This window comes from Thalassospira sp. MCCC 1A02898 (assembly GCF_001618185.1).
Lineage (GTDB): Bacteria > Pseudomonadota > Alphaproteobacteria > Rhodospirillales > Thalassospiraceae > Thalassospira > Thalassospira tepidiphila.
Genome location: NZ_LPXK01000009.1, coordinates 232,547 through 249,815, shown reverse-complemented (window position 1 = coordinate 249,815; position 17,269 = coordinate 232,547). Strand labels below are relative to the sequence as shown.

The window sequence follows — 17,269 nt, the reverse complement described above, 5'->3', positions numbered from 1 at the left end:
CAAGCGGGCCGGTTTGCTAAAAGGATACCGTTATGGCCACTGCCAGCCTTGAAACACGCGAAAATCGCCGCGCATGGGGCTTTGTAACCCCGGCCCTACTGTGGACCGTCGCGTTTTTCGTTATTCCATTTGTCGTCATGGCCGCGATCAGCCTTGCGACCCGCAAGGGGCGCGAAATCGTCATGGCGTGGAATTTCGACAATTACATCGAATTCTTTGAAAAGGCCCATTTGCTTAAGGGGCTTTTTGTCTCGCTTGAAATCACCTTCACGGTCACGATCATTTCCGTGATCCTTGCCTATCCGCTGGCTTGGATCATTGCCGAACGTGTGCCCCAGAAATGGCAGCGTATGGCGCTGATCATGGCGATCCTGCCATTCTGGACAAGCTATGTGGTGCGATCCTATTCCTGGCTTCTGGTATTGGCACAAAACGGCGTGATCAATAACACTCTAGTCTATTTGGGGGTAATTTCCGAACCGCTCGAACTGGCCAGCACGCGAAGTGCTACCGTCATCGGGTTTGTGCATTTCTTTGTCATGCTATTGACCCTGACGATCTATGCCAATCTGGTGCAGATGCCGCCGAACTATCGACGCGCCGCCGCCGATCTTGGTGCAAACGGGTTTCAGGTGTTCTGGCATGTGGTGTTACCGCTTACGTTGCCGGGCATCATGGTCGGTGCGTTCCTGACCTTTGTGCTGTGTATCGGTGACTACATCACCCCGCAGATATTGGGCGGCAATAACGAACTCGCCCTGCCGCAAGTCATCATGCTGCAACTGGGCCGCCGGGCAGATTTCCCGATGGCCGCGACCCTATCGATCATTCTGATGGTTGTGGTGACACTGGCCTATATTGCCTGTGCCCGCTGGCTCAAGATGGAGAGAACGTAAAATGATCTCTTCACGCTTTTCCAAACTGCTATCCTGGTCCTATCTGATCGCACTTTATGGCTTCATCTTTTTACCTGTGGCGGTCCTTGTCCTGTTTTCATTTCAGGACGGCCGCCTGCCGGTTCCGCCGTTTAACGGCGCGACCCTTAAATGGTATGGCGAGGTCTTTTCTGACAGTCGCCTGATGTCGGCCCTGACCAACTCCCTGATGGTTGCCATCGGCTCGGCCACGGTTGCCTGCGTGCTTGGTTTCTGTGCGGCCTATGGGCTGGCGCGATTTGTCTTGCCAGCATCGCGTCTTCAGCGTGGCCTTCTGATTGCGCCGATGACGGTCAGTTACCTGATCATTGCACTGGGCTTGCTGACCACCTTTAACTGGCTGGGTGTTTCGCTCTCGCTTTGGACTGTCGGGATCGGGCATGTGGTGATCAATCTGCCGCTGTGCTTTGCGATTATTTATGCATCCATGGGCGATCATCAGAAGAACATCGAACGGGCCGCCCGCGATCTTGGTGCCGCCGAATGGCAGGTGATGACGCAGGTCTCCGCCCCGATGTTGATGCCCTCCATCCTTGCGGCCTTTTTCCTGTCGGTGACGTTTAGCTGGGATGAGTTCATCATCGCATTCTTGCTGTCGCGCTTTGACGTCACCCTGCCGGTTGAAATCTGGAGCATGTTGCGTTCGGGCCTGAACCCGAAAACCAACGCGGTCGGAAGTGTTGTCTTCCTCGTCTCGGTTGCGCTGCTGCTTATTCTTGAATTGATTGTCTTTAGAAGGACGGCAAAGAAATGACCGCCCCTGTCTCCATCCGCAACGCCACCAAGATCTTTGGCGACTTTACCGCCCTTGACGATATCAGCCTCGAAATCGCGGCGGGCGAATATATCGTCCTGCTCGGCCCATCGGGCTGCGGCAAGACCACCTTGCTGTCTCTGCTCGGCGGGTTCCTGTCGCCATCCAGTGGCACGATTGAAATCAATGGCAAGGATATGGGCGATGTCGCACCGGCCAAACGCCCGACCACCACGATGTTTCAGGATTACGCCCTGTTCCCGCATATGAGCCTGCGCGACAATGTCGCCTTCGGTCTTAAAATGCGCAAGGTCGGCAAGGCCGAACGTCACGCCAAGGCTGAAGAACTGCTTGATATGGTCGGGCTAAAAACGTCCGCCAACAAGAAACCGCACGAACTTTCGGGCGGGCAGCGCCAGCGCGTTGCCCTTGCCCGTGCGCTGGCGGTCGAACCGGATGTACTGTTGCTTGATGAACCGCTGGGGGCGCTCGACCTCAAACTCCGTCGTCAGATGCAGGACGAGCTTAAAGCCATCCAAAAACGGGTTGGCACGACGTTTGTTCATGTCACCCACGATCAGGAAGAAGCCATGGCGATTGCTGATCGGATCGTTGTGATGAATGCCGGCAGGATCGAAGATCTCGGCAGCCCCGAAAACATCTATATGCAGCCCAAGACGATTTTCACCGCAAGCTTCATGGGTGAAGTCAATTTCATCCCCGGCACATTTGAAAGCGCAACCGACAGCACCATTTCCGTCAAGACATCGCTTGGCACTGTCGAACTGCCAGAGTTCGAATGCAGGGGCTTTGCCCCCGGCGCATCGGTCACCCTTGCCATTCGCCCGGAACACTTCCGTGCCAGCAGCGGGACCGGCCCGCGCATCACGCTGGGCAAGGCCAGGGTCGAAGATGGATCGTTCTTTGGCACCCATCATCGCGCCCATCTAAGCCCGCTTGATTACCCCAACATGACGATCACCGCCCACATGCCGCAATCGGCCATCATCGAACCGGGGGCATGGGTTGAACTGACCCTTGATCCGACCTCGGTGGTGGTGTTGCATGGTCATCCGCCCCGCCCCACGCCAGAAAGTGCTGCCCTATGACGATCGACCGCGCCAAACCCGAAGACTGGTATAGCCTGAAAACCGTCGGCGATGACGTCACCTATATTGGCGAACCGTTTATCGAGGAATTTTACCGCTGCAACATCTGGCATGTGCGCGGCCGCGACGGCGACATGCTGGTCGATAGTGGCATGGGGGTTGTGTCGCTGACCGAATGGGTACCGCTTGTCACCGAACGCAGCGTTCAGGCGGTTGCCAGCCACACCCACTTTGATCATATCGGCTGCCACCACGAATTTGAAAACCGGGTGTGCCACCGGTGCGAAGCCGATCTTCTGGCCGCGCCCACGCGCAAGAATACGCTGGCTGATCCCTATGTGACCGACGAGATTTTTACGAAACTCCCGCCGTTGCCATATTCTTCGACCACTTACGCCGTCAAGTCCGCACCCGCCACCCGGATTGTCGAGGACGGCGATGTGATTGACCTTGGCGACCGCCATTTCGAGGTCATTCACACACCCGGCCATTCACCGGGCGGTATTGCGCTTTGGGAAAAGGCGACCGGCATCCTGTTTTCCGGCGACATTGTTTATGATGGACCTTTGATCGAAGACACTTATCATGCAAATGCAGATGACTATGTTCGATCGATGGAACGGCTTTATGGTTTGCCAGTCCGGGTCGTGCATGGCGGGCATTTCGCCAGTTACGGGGCCGAACGCCACCGGGAAATCATAAAAAACTGGCTGAGGGAACGAACCTGAAACCGCGCCAACAGCGTCACCAGTGCGAGGGATAATGCGCTGGCCCGAACCACACACATGATCAGGAAGGCTTCCTATGGATAACGCAGGCAAATTTTACATCAACGGCAAATGGGTTGATCCGATTTCCTCGGAAAAGATGGACGTGATCAATCCGGCCACCGAAGAAGTCATCACCCAAATCACCCTGGCCAGCGAAGAAGACGTCGACCTTGCCGTCGCCGCGGCCAAGCGCGCCTTTGAAAGCTACAGCCAGACGACCGTTGAACAACGTCTTGGCTGGCTTGAAAATCTGCTTGCGATCTATAAGCGCCGCTATGGCGAAGTTGCAGATACCATCACCATGGAACTCGGCGCGCCGACCACCATGTCGCACGAACAGCAGGCCGCAGCCGGCACAGCCCACCTCGAAGATTTCATTGTTGCGCTGAAAAAGCTCAAGACCGAGGAAATCCTTTATAACGGAGAGCTTCTGTTGCGCGAACCCATCGGGGTTTGCGGCCTGATCACGCCGTGGAACTGGCCGATCAACCAGATCGTGCTCAAGGTTATTCCGGCCCTTGCCACCGGCTGCACCTGTGTGCTGAAACCATCCGAATTCACGCCGCTTAATGCCATGCTTTATGCCGAAATGATCCACGAGGCGGGCTTCCCGGCCGGGGCCTTTAACATGGTTCAGGGGGCGGGGCCGGTTGCCGGTGCGACCCTGTCGCGTCATCCCGAGATCACCATGATGTCCTTTACCGGATCGACCCGTGCTGGCAAGGCAATCACCAAGGATGCGTCGGAAAACATCAAGCGCGTCACCTTGGAGCTTGGCGGCAAGTCGCCCAACATCGTGTTTGATGATGTCGATATCGAAGATCGCATCGCCTGGAGTGTGAATGCCGTTTTCAACAACTCCGGCCAGACCTGCGATGCACCGACCCGCATGCTGGTTCAACGCTCGATCTATGATGACGCCGTCAAGGTTGCCAAACGCGTTGGCGAACAGGCATCCGTCGGCGATCCGACCAAGGAAGGCAGCCATATCGGCCCGCTGGTCAGCCATATCCAGTTTGACCGGGTTCAGACCCTTATTCAGGCTGGCATTGACGAAGGTGCCACCCTTCTCGTTGGTGGTGCGGGCAAGCCCGATGACACTAACGAGGGATACTTCGTCAAACCCACCATCTTTGCCGATGTGAACAACAATATGCGCATCGCACGCGAGGAAATCTTTGGCCCGGTGGTCTCGATGATCCCGTTCGACACCGAAGAAGAAGCGATTGAGATCGCCAATGACACGCCATACGGTTTGGCCGCCTATATCCAGACCCCGGACACCAAAAAGGCCGACCGTGTTGCCCGCAAACTTCGTGCCGGCATGGTTTTGCTGAATGGCTCCTCCCCAATGGCGGGCAGCCCGTTTGGCGGTTACAAGCAATCGGGCAATGGCCGCGAAGGTGGCCTGTTTGGCCTTGAAGACTTCATGGAAATCAAGATGATCCATAAGCTGTAAGGCACTGGCATCATGATCACACAAAGGCCCCGGCACATTCCGGGGCCTTTGCTTTTTGGGGCTCACAACGGCAACAGGTCCGGCGTCATGAATTCGTTGTGACATAGGGCTGGTAATGATCGGTTTGGGCATTATAATCCCATCGTTAATCGATAAATTCAGCGGTCCGATCAACGGATTGCGATTGGATTGGGAGACCTCCTATGAATGCAATGTCCTTTTCTGATATGGGGCTTGCCGCCTTGAAGCAGCGACAGTATGACGCTGCAATCAACATGCTGCGCCAGGCACTTGGCGAAGATATGGATAATCTGGATGCCCGTTTCGGGCTGGCGCGTGCGCTTCATGAAAAAGGTTCGATCATCGAAGCAATTGGTGAGTATCGCACGGTGCTGAAATCTGATGGGGGTCATGAAGACTGCCTGCATCACATTGCACGCGCATTGCTTGAAAACGGTGACGCACGTAGCGCACTCAACCACATTGATATTGTGCTGCGCGCCAAACCGACCGATCCGGAAATGCTGACCTTGCGCGGGCAGGCATTGATCGCGCTGGAACGCTATGACGCCGCCCTTTCTGCCCTGCAAACTGCCGCCCACCACAGTCCGGGATCAGAAAGCATCCACCGTCTGATCGCCACATGCCATCGCGCCAACGAGGATTTCGAAAGCGAACGGCGTGCGGTTGAACAGCTGCTGCGGATCAATCCGTCCTCGCTTGCTGCTTCGAACGATTTAGGTGTGATCAATCTGCGTGAAGGCCATCTGATCGCAGCCTTTGAGGCGTTTGAACAAATCCTGTCCCAGGATGCCAACCATCCGCAGGCAACGCTTAATCGCGCCATTGCCCTGACCGTTATGGGCGGGATGGATCATGACGCGATCTGGAACCGGGTGATGGAAGTCTGCGACGAGATTGATGATCTTGACGACATCCGGGCTGCCGCCGATCAACTGGCCAAGCTGCCCGACACTGCGCGCAAGGGCACACCAGAGGCAGAGGCCCTGATCGGCAAAGCAGCCATCGAACAAGTCGATATCTGATACGGTTGCCCTGCCTTTCTGCGCGCGGTTCGTCATTGCTTGCGCATTTTGAAATCCCCTTTGCCAACAGCAAAACAGATCAGGCGGGAACTGCATGCGCTAATCGGCGTTTAATCATATGATGTCCATGCGTTTTCCCCCGATCCGGGTCACGCGACAATCTTTGACCCGAAAGGGGTTTTTGCATCATGGTTCAACGCCTGATCCGCGTTTGGGAATTTCTGACCTATAGCCTGTGGGTATCGCCTTTGCTTTTTGCACTGGGCGGTGCGGCCTTTGCGGTTAGTATTATGGCAGCGCCCCAGGATATCCTGCGCGACCTGTTCCCCAGCCTGTTGCCCGGGTTCAATGAAATTCAGGCGGTGCGCGGGTTGCTTGAAACCCTGCTGGCCACGCTGGTCACCCTGACGACCTTTGCCCTGTCAATCACGATGGTGGTTCTGACCCTTGCCGCCGGGTCACTTGGACCGCGCATGATCCGCAACTTCATGGGCGATAACAAAACCCAGAACGCGCTGGGCACTTTTGTTGGCAGCATCCTGTTTTTGATCACATCGCTTATGCTGATGGGCGAAAAACCGGATTCCGCACCAGTACCGCATCTGGCTGTGACGGTCGGCATCGCGCTGTTTGTCATCAGCGTTTTTGTCCTGATCCTGTTTGTCCACCACCTTGGCCGGTCCATCGTTGCCGATGAGGTCATTCAGCGTGTTGGCAAAAACCTTGAAGAAACCATTCAATCGGCCAGCAACACCCTGACCGATCCGATCAAGGCGGCCGAACGCGCCCAGACAAACCTGCCAGACCCACAGGACATCCCCCGCGATCAGGCCATTTGCGTCGCGTCTTCGGGATATGTGCAGGGCGTGGATTATGAAAAAATTTGTGAAATCGCCAAACAGACGGATACGCGTATCTCACTTGTGATCCGTGCCGGACAGCATGTGCTGATCGGTGATATTGTCGGACGCATCGTCCCCTTAAACGATGACGTCTCCAAACAGGCACAAGACAATATCGAACAGTGTCATGCCGATATTCTTGAGGCGATCATGATCGGATCGCATCGCACGGCCATGCTGGATGTCGAATTTGCCCTGCGCCAACTGGTCGAAGTTGCATTGCGCGCCCTGTCACCGGGCATCAATGACCCGTTCACGGCCATTGCCGCGATCTATCGTCTGGGCGACGCCCTTCCACATGCCATGCAGTTTCGCTATCCGGTCGGCATCTGGCGCGATGATGACGATGAAGTTCGCCTGCATGCCCTGATGTCTGATTTTGGCGGCATGCTGGGGGCGGCCTATGACCAGATCCGCCAGTCTGCGACGGCAAAGCCGGATGTGTTGCTGCCGATGGCTGAAATCCTTGAAAGCCTGATGCGGCTGGCAGAGACCGATCATCAACGCGAAGTGCTGCGCACCCACGCCCGCATGATCGCCAATGCCGCCGAACGCGACATCCCCGAAGAAAACGACCGTAAAACCGTCGTTCGGGCTGCGACGCGGGTCCTGCATCATCAGAAGCCGGTCAAAAATTCAGCGTCCGAAGAAGACGTATGACTAACGAACACAGCACCAACCGATATCATCAGACAAAAGAAAAGGCCCCCGTTTGGGGCCCTTTTAATTCATCAGATTTTTCACTTGTCAGCTATCCAAGGCCATCTCTTCGGCCTCTTCCTCAAGAGCATCAACACTCACATCAGTTGAGCCGTCGCGATTAGGCTTAATCTTAGGAGGAGACTTCCTCCAAGCTACTAGATTCTGTCCAACCTCTTGATAAAACTCCGGAACAATCTGTTCCAAGATAGCTATGAAATTAGTCTGTTGTGTAAACTTAGCACCAACTCTTCGCGACAGAAGGATGTGGAACCCGAGAACTTGCATTCCCTCTTTGCCTGTTTCGGCAATAGCTGGGTCTTCTCTGAGGTCTTCCAACGGGTAAAGGGTTGCCTCGCTGCTTCCCGGCCACATCAAACGCACATGAATATCTGGCGTACTAACTGTTTTTAACTGTCTCAGCAGCCAGTTAACTCTCGCCTTAGTTGACTTCTTGTCTTCTGGCGCTCTCAGGAACATCTCAACAGAGATAGTTCGTGTCATCAGGTTGGCATAAATCTCCACCGGAGATGCTGCATCAGGAACAATCAATGTAGCGCCAAGCCGCTTCGTTTCTCTGAGATTCGCGAACTCTTCCTTAAGCCTCAAGTTGGGATCATCAAGGTGCTTGCGAGGCAATTTTTCTCTAACCAAAGCCTCAGTTTTTCGGGTCAATATTAAGGACAGATCGCGGGTTTCTTGGTGCCAAGCTTCTAGAACTGCCAATGCAGCCTCTGACTTGGCGGGTATCGCCTCTGAAGCGGAGACCAACTTATTCAACTCTGTCCACTCTGGCGGCATGCGATCAAAGCCTTTGATCCCTGTGCTTTCATGGGTCAAAAAACGCTTAAGTTCATTTAACAGATAGAGCTGATCGGAATCTGCGATCTCATCATTGCTAATCAAAAGATCGGCAGTGGTTAGAATAAACATCCAAGACCAATGGTAGACTGGAATTTTCGAACGGCTTTTCCTAACCGACTGTAATGGATGGTTTTCAGGACGAGACGTGAATTGGTTTGAAATTGTTACGACACAATCGACGCCATGGAGTTTTGCCAAGTTCCGATAGCGGTCCACTTGTTCGTCATTGAGTTCATTGGAACCGACTTTCGTCTCGATAAGAGCACGCCATTCGCGCTTACCTGTACGCACGATTAACAAACCGTCCGGCCTGTCCTTTGAAGCAGCCTTGTCACCAGCAAAAACAATTTCGGTAAAGGCTTCAACAGACGACGTCTTACCGACGCGTAAATTGACAGACTTCAGGAGACTTTGCCCGAACTCGTGAATGCTGGTCAGGCAACTGAGGACGACGGCTGTTGTTCTTCCCTCTTTAGATGTGGTGGCTAAGACAGGAAAAAGACGAGCAGCTTCACCTTGCGACAAATAATCTGGCTTCATTTTTACTCCCCCAAAGATACAACTCAAGGTTATCTCTCGGAGGGCCAACCGTGCAACCCAAAGATATACTTTAGCAAGCTTAAGCACCGCAGGGTTACATAGAAAAAGGGCCCCAAACGGGGCCCTTTTAATTCATCAGACTTTTGGCTGATGATCGCTTAGCCAGCGATGTGTGCCTCGATCGCGGCCAGTGCGGCATCCGCCTGCGACGGATCAGAACCGCCGCCCTGCGCCATGTCCGGACGGCCACCGCCGCCCTTGCCACCGAGCTTTTCAACACCGATGCGCACAAGATCAACGGCGCTGTATTTATCCGTCAGGTCCGCGGTCAGGCCGACAACGATGGATGCCTTGCCACCGTCGCCCGAAACAAGGGCAACGATGCCTGAGCCCATCTGATCGCGGAGCTCGTCGACCATGCCTTTGAGTTCCTTGGCCGGAATGCCGTCAAGCGACCGCAGTGCCATTTTGACACCGTTGACTTCCTTGAACGCATCACCGCCAGAAGCCGCACCCGAACCAGCCGTTGCCAGCTTTTTGCGCAGGTCGGATACTTCGCGTTCCAGACGACGACGTTCTTCCTGCAGTGCCTTGACGCGGGCCGGGACATCTTCGGGAACGGCCTTAAGGTCTGCTGCAACCGTGGTCAGAACGTTTTCGCGCGCTGACATGTATTTGGCGGCATCGGCACCGGTCAGGGCCTCGATACGGCGGACACCGCTTGAAACTGCGCCCTCGGACACGATCTTGAACATGCCGATATCACCGGTGCGCTTGACATGCGTACCGCCGCAAAGTTCAAGCGAATAGGCATGTTCATTGGCGACCGGCAGACCCATCGACACAACGCGGACTTCATCACCGTATTTTTCGCCAAACAGCGCCATCGCGCCCAGTTCAATCGCCTCGTCCGGGGTCATCAGACGGGTGGTGACTTCGCTGTTTTCGCGGATAAGGCTGTTGACATCGGCTTCGATTACTGCGGCTTCCTCGGCCGTGACGGCCTTGGGGTGCGAGATGTCGAAACGCAGACGATCAGCCGCGACCAACGAGCCCTTCTGGGTCACGTGATCACCAAGATGCTTGCGAAGAACCGCATGCAAAAGGTGGGTGGCCGAGTGATTGGCACGCAAGCTTGAACGGCGGGTATGATCGACGCGGAATTCAGCAGCATCGCCAACCTTGACGTCGCCTTCGGTCACCTTGCCGAGATGCACATGCAAGCTTCCCAGCTTTTTCTGGGTGTCGGTGATTTCAATGATCGCACCGTGTTCGGTTTTGATCACACCGGCATCGCCCTGCTGACCACCAGACTCACCAAAGAAGGTGGTCTGGTTGGCAAGAACGGCAACTTCGTCACCCTTCGATGCGGATTTGACTTCGGCACCGTCCTTGATCAGCGCGGTAACCACACCCTCAGCCGTTTCGGTTTCATAACCCAGGAATTCGGTCGCGCCATCACGGTCATTGATGTCAAACCAGACTTCCTCGGTCGCAGCTTCGCCCGAACCGGACCATGCCGCACGTGCCTTGGCTTTCTGTTCTTCCATGGCGGTGGTGAAGCCGGCTTCATCGATGCCGATTTTGCGTTCTTTGAGCGCATCGGCCGTCAGATCAAGCGGGAAGCCATAAGTGTCATAAAGCTTGAACGCAACTTCACCCGAAAGGGTCGCGCCCGCGTCCATGCCATCGGTCGCGTCATCAAGCATCTTGAGACCGCGATCAAGCATGGTTTTGAAGCCCTGCTCTTCAAGCTTAAGGGTTTCTTCGATCAATGCCTGTGCACGGACCAGTTCCGGGAAGGCGCCGCCCATCTTGCTTACCAGGGCCGGGACCAGCTTATACATCGTCGGATCCTGGGTTCCGACCATATGCAGGTGGCGCATCGCGCGGCGCATGATACGGCGCAGAACGTTGCCGCGACCGGCATTGGACGGCAGAACACCATCGGCAATCAGGAAGCTGGTCGACCGCAGGTGGTCGGCAACCACACGGTGCGACACATTATGCGAACCATCCGGATCGGTGTTGGTGGCATCGGCCGATGCTTCGACCAGCGCACGCATCAAATCGATGTCATAGTTGTCGTGTTTGCCCTGAAGCACAGCGGCAATACGTTCCAGACCCATGCCGGTATCGATGGACGGTTTTGGCAGATCAACACGATCACCATTTGCCATCTGTTCGTACTGCATGAAGACGAGGTTCCAGATTTCAATGAAACGGTCGCCGTCTTCTTCCGCACTGCCCGGAGGGCCACCCCAGATGTGATCGCCATGGTCAAAGAAGATTTCCGAGCACGGACCACACGGACCGGTATCACCCATCGACCAGAAGTTATCCGAGGTCGGGATACGGATGATGCGATCATCGGTCAGCCCGGCGATCTTTTTCCAAAGACCATGTGCCTCGTCATCGGTGTGATAAACCGTGACCAGAAGCTTGTCTTTTGGCAGGCCGTATTCCTTGGTGATCAGGTTCCAGGCGAATTCAATCGCGTTTTCCTTGAAATAGTCGCCAAACGAAAAGTTGCCGAGCATTTCAAAGAAGGTGTGATGGCGTGCGGTATGACCGACATTTTCAAGGTCGTTATGCTTGCCCCCGGCGCGCACGCATTTCTGCGAGGTCGCGGCACGCGAATAATCGCGGTGTTCCTGGCCGGTGAAAACGTTCTTGAACTGAACCATCCCGGCGTTGGTGAACATCAGGGTAGGGTCATTGCGCGGCACCAGCGGGCTGGACGAAACGACTTCGTGGCCGTTCTTGCGGAAGAACTCCAGAAACGTGGTGCGGATATCGTTGACGGTCTGCATATCTCTCCAACCCGGAAAACGCGGTACAACTGCGCGCGCCATACTGGCGAACGGACTGCCCTATTTAGCGGCTCGGCCCTGCCCTGTCCAGTCAGGCGAAAGGAGTCCGGGGGATTTGCCGCAAGTTTTGCCCAATTCGGCGATTTGGGGCCGGCTAATCGGGCCAAAGTCAGTCGAAATTCAGCCGGTTTTCAGCAATAAAGTGAATCGATCCCGGTTCATTTCCTTAACAAACCCGGCGGCCTCAAACCCAAGGCCCAGCAACAATTTGCGCGACGCCGAATTTTGCGGATGGGCAAAGGCGGTGAGACACGAAATCGATGTCCTGCCCCGCCCATAGTCAAGCGCCGCAGTCGCCAGTTCCCGGCCAAGCCCCTGCCCCCAGGCGTTCGGCGCCAGATAATAGCCAAGCTCAGGTCCCCAACCGGGATCAAACGGATCGGTATATAGCCCGCCCCATCCGATGATGTCGCCAGACGTGCGCAGCCTTACGACCCATGGTGCAAATCCATCGCGGCGCCGGAACCATTCATGGACCAGTACGCGCTTGCGACACGCCGCAAAGCTTTCATCACACTGGGTGAACCGCATCGCCTCACGATCACCAAGGAAGGCATAAAGGTCGGGGATGTCGGCCAATCTGGCCGCCGAAAGGTCGAGGCGGTCTGTTTGAAGACGGTTTGTCTGAAAATGGGCCGTTCGTGGACTAGTCGTTTGCACTGTCCTGGATCGACTTGCCGAGTTTTTCCATATCGCGACCAAATCCTTCGGCGGTTTCGCAGGCACCAAGGGCAAGACCAAAGCCAATAACCATCAGGACGGCCAGAAGACGTTTTGTCATCGTTTCCATCTTTGCAGGATGCTCCATTCAAGTCCGGATAACAGGCATGTCGCCTGTCTTGTTGTTTATCGCGATATTCTGGCCTCGGGGCATCCGGCTTGCAACCGTTATCGCGCACAAGGGCCGTTTGCCGCACTAAACGCAGAAAAGGACGCCGAAATGGCGTCCTTTCTATAGGCATGTATGCTTCGTGCAATCTTGCAACTGTCTGGTCATCAGACCGGCGGGCGACGGCCACGCAACGCGTTGACGACAAGCGATACGACAAACAGCACGAGGAAAACAAAGAACAAGATCTTTGCGATCCCGACGAATGTCCCTGCAAGTCCGCCAAAGCCAAGAACGGCGGCGATCAGTGCCAGAACCAAACAGAATATTGCCCAACCTAGCATGGGATTCTCCCACTATTGTTGCTTTAAGATAATGAATAACGATCTGTTACAGATCAGGAAGCGCCGTCCTGGATTGCTTCACCGGCATCTTCGACGTCTTCGCCAAAGCCTTCGGCGGTTTCACAGGCAGCAAGGCCAAGGCCCATACCCGAAATCATCAGAATCGCGAGAAACTTTTTCATCGTATTCGACATGTTCATTCTCCTGGTTGATCGTGTCAAAGCTCACAGGAATTCAAACGGCGACAACTCATAATTGTTCCCGGCATTGTTCTTCCCGGTCAAATTTTCCAGCATGAACAGTGGGTCAATATATTGATATTAAAATGTTTTTTTCAATCGTGATCATTTTGGGGCACATCAAGTGAAGAAGATCACGGTGGACCTCCTTCACATCAATACCTGCGAATTCAGGATGCCTTTGCATCAAGCGCCAGATATTCACTGATTTCATCAATGATCTGGCGATGGATCAGGGCGCGGTCCGTGCCAGGGGGATCGGTGCAGATCGGATCGCTACCTTCTTCTTCCAGGATTTCGGCGGCGTTTGGCTGACATTCGTCAAGAAATGTTAGGTGATGTGCAGGCGCAAAATTTGCCGAAGATGCATTTTTGATCCGTGCAACAAGATTGCTGCCAGTCGGACCAAAATCGGCAGCCGCCCATTTTTCTTCTTCGCCAAGGCCAATGAAAAGCAAAGGAGAAGTTACCGCTGCAAGGCTTTGCTCCGTCGCTGCGAACCCCATGCCCGGTTCAATCGCAATACTACGCACAATCCGGTCATCCCGGCTGGGAACGTCGAAATCATTGGGCATATGATCAAGATCGACGCCTCCTTTGCGCAAAAAGTCGCAATCCTGTGCGGCATCGCCAAATCGGTCGCAATATTGCGCAAAAAGCGTTTGATCAAACCTTACCCCAATAAGGTTTAGGACCGTCGTTCCGCCCAAAGAGAAGCCAATCGCAGAGATATTTTGGCGATCAATGTAAGGAGCAAAGGACGGATTTGAAAGAACCTGATCAAGGGTCGCCCGAATATCTGCCGCCCGCTCGCCAATAAATGGTGTCCGGCGGGGTGAAGAATCCCCTGATGTCGTACCGGGATGGTTTAGCGCAACAACAAGTGCCCCGCGCAAGGCCAGTTGCGAAGACAACCAGCCAAGTCCATCCATATTCCCGCCCGAGCCATGCGACAGAAGAACAAGTGGGTGCTTACCCGGTGCAATTGCCGCACCGATATAGGCGCTTGTTCCCTTCCAGATGATATTGTTGCCAACAGGTGCCTTGTAAATCACGGTATCTGCGGGATACCAGACTGAGGCCGCGATTGGCATGGAACGATGGGCAGCACGCACATCAAAACGATCATACCCGGCATAATCGGTTTGCTGTTCCGCCAGCACAGGCGATGTTTTCAGGCTTGCGAACAGACACAGGGCAAAGGCGAGATATATCGGTTTCATCACAAGGATCCTTGTCCTAAGTTGGAGTACAGAAGAAGTTCTGCCCAAAACAGGATGGCCTTGCGTCCTCGAACGGGTTTGAGGACGTCTCAAAACCGGTTTTGATACCCCTTAGGCGGAAAATTGCGATCAGATGCTTGTTCTTCCTGTTCCGATGATTGTTGCGCTGGTTTTAGGGTTCTTGTTTGTCCGCGCCCTTGTCGGCCAGAAAACGCCCAAGATGCTGATGGCGCTTCTGCTGGCTGCCGCCGCGCAAAGTTTTTTGGTCGGCCTTGTTCAATATTACGGCATCGACGGGCTGAGATGGCTTCAGCCGATCACGGCTTCTGCCATTCCGGTCATGGCGTGGATGGCATTTGTCGAAGCAAGCCTTCGCGCCCGTTTACAACGCGGGGATCTGCTGCATTTTTCGATGCCAGCACTTGTCGCGCTCTGTGTCTTCTTTTTGCCTGTCGTGATTGATGCTGTCTTGTGCAGCCTGTTTGTCGGATATGGATCGGCAATTTTGGTGATGCTTCGTCGCCAACGGGGTGATTTTGCACATATGCGTCTGACATCGGGACAGATCCCCGCATTGGTCTGGCGTTTTATTGCCATTGCACTAATCATATCAGCCATCAGCGACCTTCTGATATTGCTAGCCAAGATTGACGGGAACGATGAGATTGCCGGTGTAATTCTCAGCGTCACCTCGTCAATCGCGCTGCTGACAATTGGCTTTCTCAGCCTGTCGCCAGACATTGCGATTGATGTCGCATTGAAGGACCCGGTCGATGATAGCCAGGCCGCATTGAGTTCTGAGCAATGTCAGGCCATCATGAACGAACTCAACGCGTTACAGACACAGGAACGGTTGTATCTTGATCCGGATCTAACCCTTGCCCGCATTTCCCGACGCATGGGACGTCCGCTCAAACAGATTTCAATGGCGATCAACACCACGACCGGTGAAAACGTGTCGCGCTATATCAATAAATACCGGATTGAGCATGCCTGCCGCATGCTTGACGCGGGGGAAAATGTGACCAACACGATGCTTGAAAGCGGATTTAATACCAAGTCCAACTTCAATCGTGAATTCCTGCGGATTACAGGCAAAACGCCAAGCCAATGGCAGCAGAAAACCATTATTTCACGCGAAATTTGACAACGCATTCACCCCAAGCATCATGCCCGGATCATTCCAAAACCGGGCGCATGAAGCTGCGCTCATAGGAAATGATGCTACGATTGCGCACTTCCATTTCAAACACTTCCTGACATTCGGGATCATCGGCCATGCGTTTGCGGTAATCCCCATAGTCGGCAAGGCTTGGAAAGCTAAACAGCGCATAAGCAGCATTGCTGGCCCCTTCATGAGGCAAGAAATAGCCATGATGGGTTCCGCCCATGCGAGTGACGATGGGGATCCAGCGTTTGGCATAGGTCTCGAATTCAGGGACCTTGTAGCTGTCGAGCATGTATTTCACATAACAAGTAACCACGGCTTTATCTCCGCCATAGGGTATTGCAGCAAAAAGGGCGGGATACATTTGTACCCCACCCTTTGAAATTATGTCGCCAGATTGATCAGATCAATCGTCGTTGACCGGTTCGTCTTCGCTCATATTGGTCATGGCTTCGGCGATCAGACCGGCACTCTCGCGAATGCTGTTTTCGATCTCCTTGGTCATTTCCGGGTTCTCGCGCAGGAAGCTCTTGGCGTTCTCGCGGCCCTGACCGATACGGGTCGAGTTATAGGAGAACCAGGAACCGGATTTCTCGACGATACCGGCCTTGACGCCAAGATCAAGGATTTCACCCATCTTGGAAATGCCTTCGCCATACATGATGTCGAATTCGACCTGTTTGAACGGCGGGGCCATCTTGTTTTTGACGACCTTGACACGCGTCTGGTTACCAACGACTTCGTCGCGGTCCTTGATCTGACCGATACGACGGATATCCAAACGGACAGAGGCATAGAATTTAAGCGCGTTACCGCCGGTGGTGGTTTCCGGGCTGCCAAACATCACACCGATCTTCATACGGATCTGGTTGATGAAGATGACCATGCAGTTCGAACGCGAAACGGAGCTTGTCAGTTTACGCAGTGCCTGGCTCATCAGGCGGGCCTGCAGACCAACGTGCGTATCGCCCATCTCACCTTCAAGTTCGGCGCGCGGGACAAGGGCCGCAACCGAATCGACGACCAGAACATCAATCGCGCCAGAACGCACCAGCGTGTCAGCGATTTCAAGGGCCTGTTCACCGGCATCGGGCTGGGAAATCAGGAGTTCGTCGGTATTCACACCCAGCTTGCGGGCATATCCCGGGTCAAGCGCGTGTTCGGCATCGACAAACGCACAAGTCCCGCCAAGCTTCTGGGCTTCGGCAACCGTGTGCAACGCCAGCGTGGTTTTACCCGAACTTTCCGGACCATAGATTTCGACGATACGGCCACGCGGCAGACCGCCAATGCCCAGTCCGATATCAAGACCGAGCGAACCGGTTGAAATGGCTGAGATATCAACGGCGCTTTCGCGCTGACCCAGCTTCATAATCGAACCTTTGCCAAATGCCCGTTCGATCTGCCCAAGGGCGGCTTCGAGTGCCTTCTGCTTATCCATAGTATCCTTATCCACCAAATGCAGCGCGGTCTGAATCATTGCTCGAACTCTCTTATTCCACAGGGCCGGGTTGG

17 protein-coding genes are annotated in these 17,269 nt (G+C 54.5%); 8 read left to right on the top strand and 9 right to left on the bottom strand.

All coding sequences use genetic code 11. From position 1 onward, the window contains the following. Nucleotides 1-32: 32 nt before the first annotated feature. The 7 genes from AUQ41_RS07865 (at nucleotide 33) to AUQ41_RS07835 (ending at nucleotide 7,635) form a co-directional block, all read left to right on the top strand. Nucleotides 33-896, top strand: a complete 864-nt coding sequence (locus AUQ41_RS07865) for an ABC transporter permease (RefSeq protein ID WP_063087582.1) — start codon at nucleotides 33-35, stop codon at nucleotides 894-896. A gap of 1 nt (nucleotide 897) precedes the next feature. After that, nucleotides 898-1,689, top strand: coding sequence for an ABC transporter permease (locus AUQ41_RS07860; RefSeq protein WP_063087580.1), 792 nt, complete (start codon nucleotides 898-900; stop codon nucleotides 1,687-1,689). After that, on the top strand, nucleotides 1,686-2,798 hold the full coding sequence (locus AUQ41_RS21345) for an ABC transporter ATP-binding protein (protein ID WP_063087578.1): 1,113 nt from the start codon (nucleotides 1,686-1,688) through the stop codon (nucleotides 2,796-2,798). Before AUQ41_RS07860 ends, AUQ41_RS21345 begins: the two co-directional genes overlap by 4 nt. Beyond that, entirely contained in the window at nucleotides 2,795-3,526 is a 732-nt protein-coding gene (locus AUQ41_RS07850) for an MBL fold metallo-hydrolase (RefSeq protein ID WP_063087576.1), read from the top strand. The genes AUQ41_RS21345 and AUQ41_RS07850 overlap by 4 nt, the downstream gene beginning before the upstream one ends. Nucleotides 3,527-3,602: 76 nt before the next feature. Then, a complete protein-coding gene (locus AUQ41_RS07845) occupies nucleotides 3,603-5,027 on the top strand; it encodes an aldehyde dehydrogenase family protein (protein WP_063087573.1) in 1,425 nt (474 codons plus the stop codon). Nucleotides 5,028-5,230: 203 nt separating this feature from the next. Further along, on the top strand, nucleotides 5,231-6,073 hold the full coding sequence (locus AUQ41_RS07840; protein ID WP_063087571.1) for a lipopolysaccharide assembly protein LapB: 843 nt from the start codon (nucleotides 5,231-5,233) through the stop codon (nucleotides 6,071-6,073). 188 nt (nucleotides 6,074-6,261) lie between these two features. Further along, a complete protein-coding gene (locus AUQ41_RS07835) occupies nucleotides 6,262-7,635 on the top strand; it encodes a DUF2254 domain-containing protein (RefSeq protein ID WP_063087569.1) in 1,374 nt (457 codons plus the stop codon). Between the two features lie 87 nt (nucleotides 7,636-7,722). Here the strand turns inward: AUQ41_RS07835 and AUQ41_RS07830 are convergent, their stop codons facing one another. The 7 genes from AUQ41_RS07830 to AUQ41_RS07805 all read right to left on the bottom strand — a co-directional run bounded on the left by AUQ41_RS07830 (nucleotide 7,723) and on the right by AUQ41_RS07805 (nucleotide 14,586). Next, nucleotides 7,723-9,078 (bottom strand): hypothetical protein, encoded by a 1,356-nt coding sequence (locus tag AUQ41_RS07830; RefSeq protein WP_063087567.1) that lies wholly within the window; start codon nucleotides 9,076-9,078, stop codon nucleotides 7,723-7,725. Between the two features lie 158 nt (nucleotides 9,079-9,236). Then, nucleotides 9,237-11,891: an alanine--tRNA ligase gene (alaS, locus tag AUQ41_RS07825; RefSeq protein WP_063087565.1), complete on the bottom strand. Its 2,655-nt coding sequence runs from the start codon at nucleotides 11,889-11,891 to the stop codon at nucleotides 9,237-9,239. 180 nt (nucleotides 11,892-12,071) lie between these two features. Further along, a complete protein-coding gene (locus tag AUQ41_RS07820) occupies nucleotides 12,072-12,611 on the bottom strand; it encodes a GNAT family N-acetyltransferase (protein ID WP_063087563.1) in 540 nt (179 codons plus the stop codon). After that, complete coding sequence (locus AUQ41_RS07815; protein WP_008890358.1) at nucleotides 12,598-12,741, bottom strand: entericidin A/B family lipoprotein; 144 nt, start codon at nucleotides 12,739-12,741, stop codon at nucleotides 12,598-12,600. Before AUQ41_RS07815 ends, AUQ41_RS07820 begins: the two co-directional genes overlap by 14 nt. Nucleotides 12,742-12,947: 206 nt before the next feature. Then, the gene (locus tag AUQ41_RS20510; protein WP_008890359.1) at nucleotides 12,948-13,124 is read right to left on the bottom strand and encodes a DUF1328 domain-containing protein; all 177 of its coding nucleotides are present in this window, start codon (nucleotides 13,122-13,124) and stop codon (nucleotides 12,948-12,950) included. A 53-nt stretch (nucleotides 13,125-13,177) separates the two neighbouring features. Further along, nucleotides 13,178-13,318 (bottom strand): entericidin A/B family lipoprotein, encoded by a 141-nt coding sequence (locus AUQ41_RS07810; protein ID WP_008890360.1) that lies wholly within the window; start codon nucleotides 13,316-13,318, stop codon nucleotides 13,178-13,180. 215 nt (nucleotides 13,319-13,533) lie between these two features. After that, a complete protein-coding gene (locus tag AUQ41_RS07805; protein WP_063087561.1) occupies nucleotides 13,534-14,586 on the bottom strand; it encodes a hypothetical protein in 1,053 nt (350 codons plus the stop codon). A 133-nt stretch (nucleotides 14,587-14,719) separates the two neighbouring features. Between AUQ41_RS07805 and AUQ41_RS07800 the strand changes: the two genes are divergently transcribed. Next, nucleotides 14,720-15,733, top strand: a complete 1,014-nt coding sequence (locus AUQ41_RS07800) for an AraC family transcriptional regulator (protein ID WP_063087558.1) — start codon at nucleotides 14,720-14,722, stop codon at nucleotides 15,731-15,733. 31 nt (nucleotides 15,734-15,764) lie between these two features. On the opposite strand, the gene AUQ41_RS07795 is transcribed toward AUQ41_RS07800, so the two are convergent. Both AUQ41_RS07795 and recA read right to left on the bottom strand, forming a co-directional pair. Beyond that, entirely contained in the window at nucleotides 15,765-16,070 is a 306-nt protein-coding gene (locus AUQ41_RS07795; RefSeq protein WP_063088024.1) for an NIPSNAP family protein, read from the bottom strand. 90 nt (nucleotides 16,071-16,160) lie between these two features. Beyond that, on the bottom strand, nucleotides 16,161-17,234 hold the full coding sequence (gene recA / locus AUQ41_RS07790; protein WP_040823385.1) for a recombinase RecA: 1,074 nt from the start codon (nucleotides 17,232-17,234) through the stop codon (nucleotides 16,161-16,163). Nucleotides 17,235-17,269: the final 35 nt, after the last annotated feature.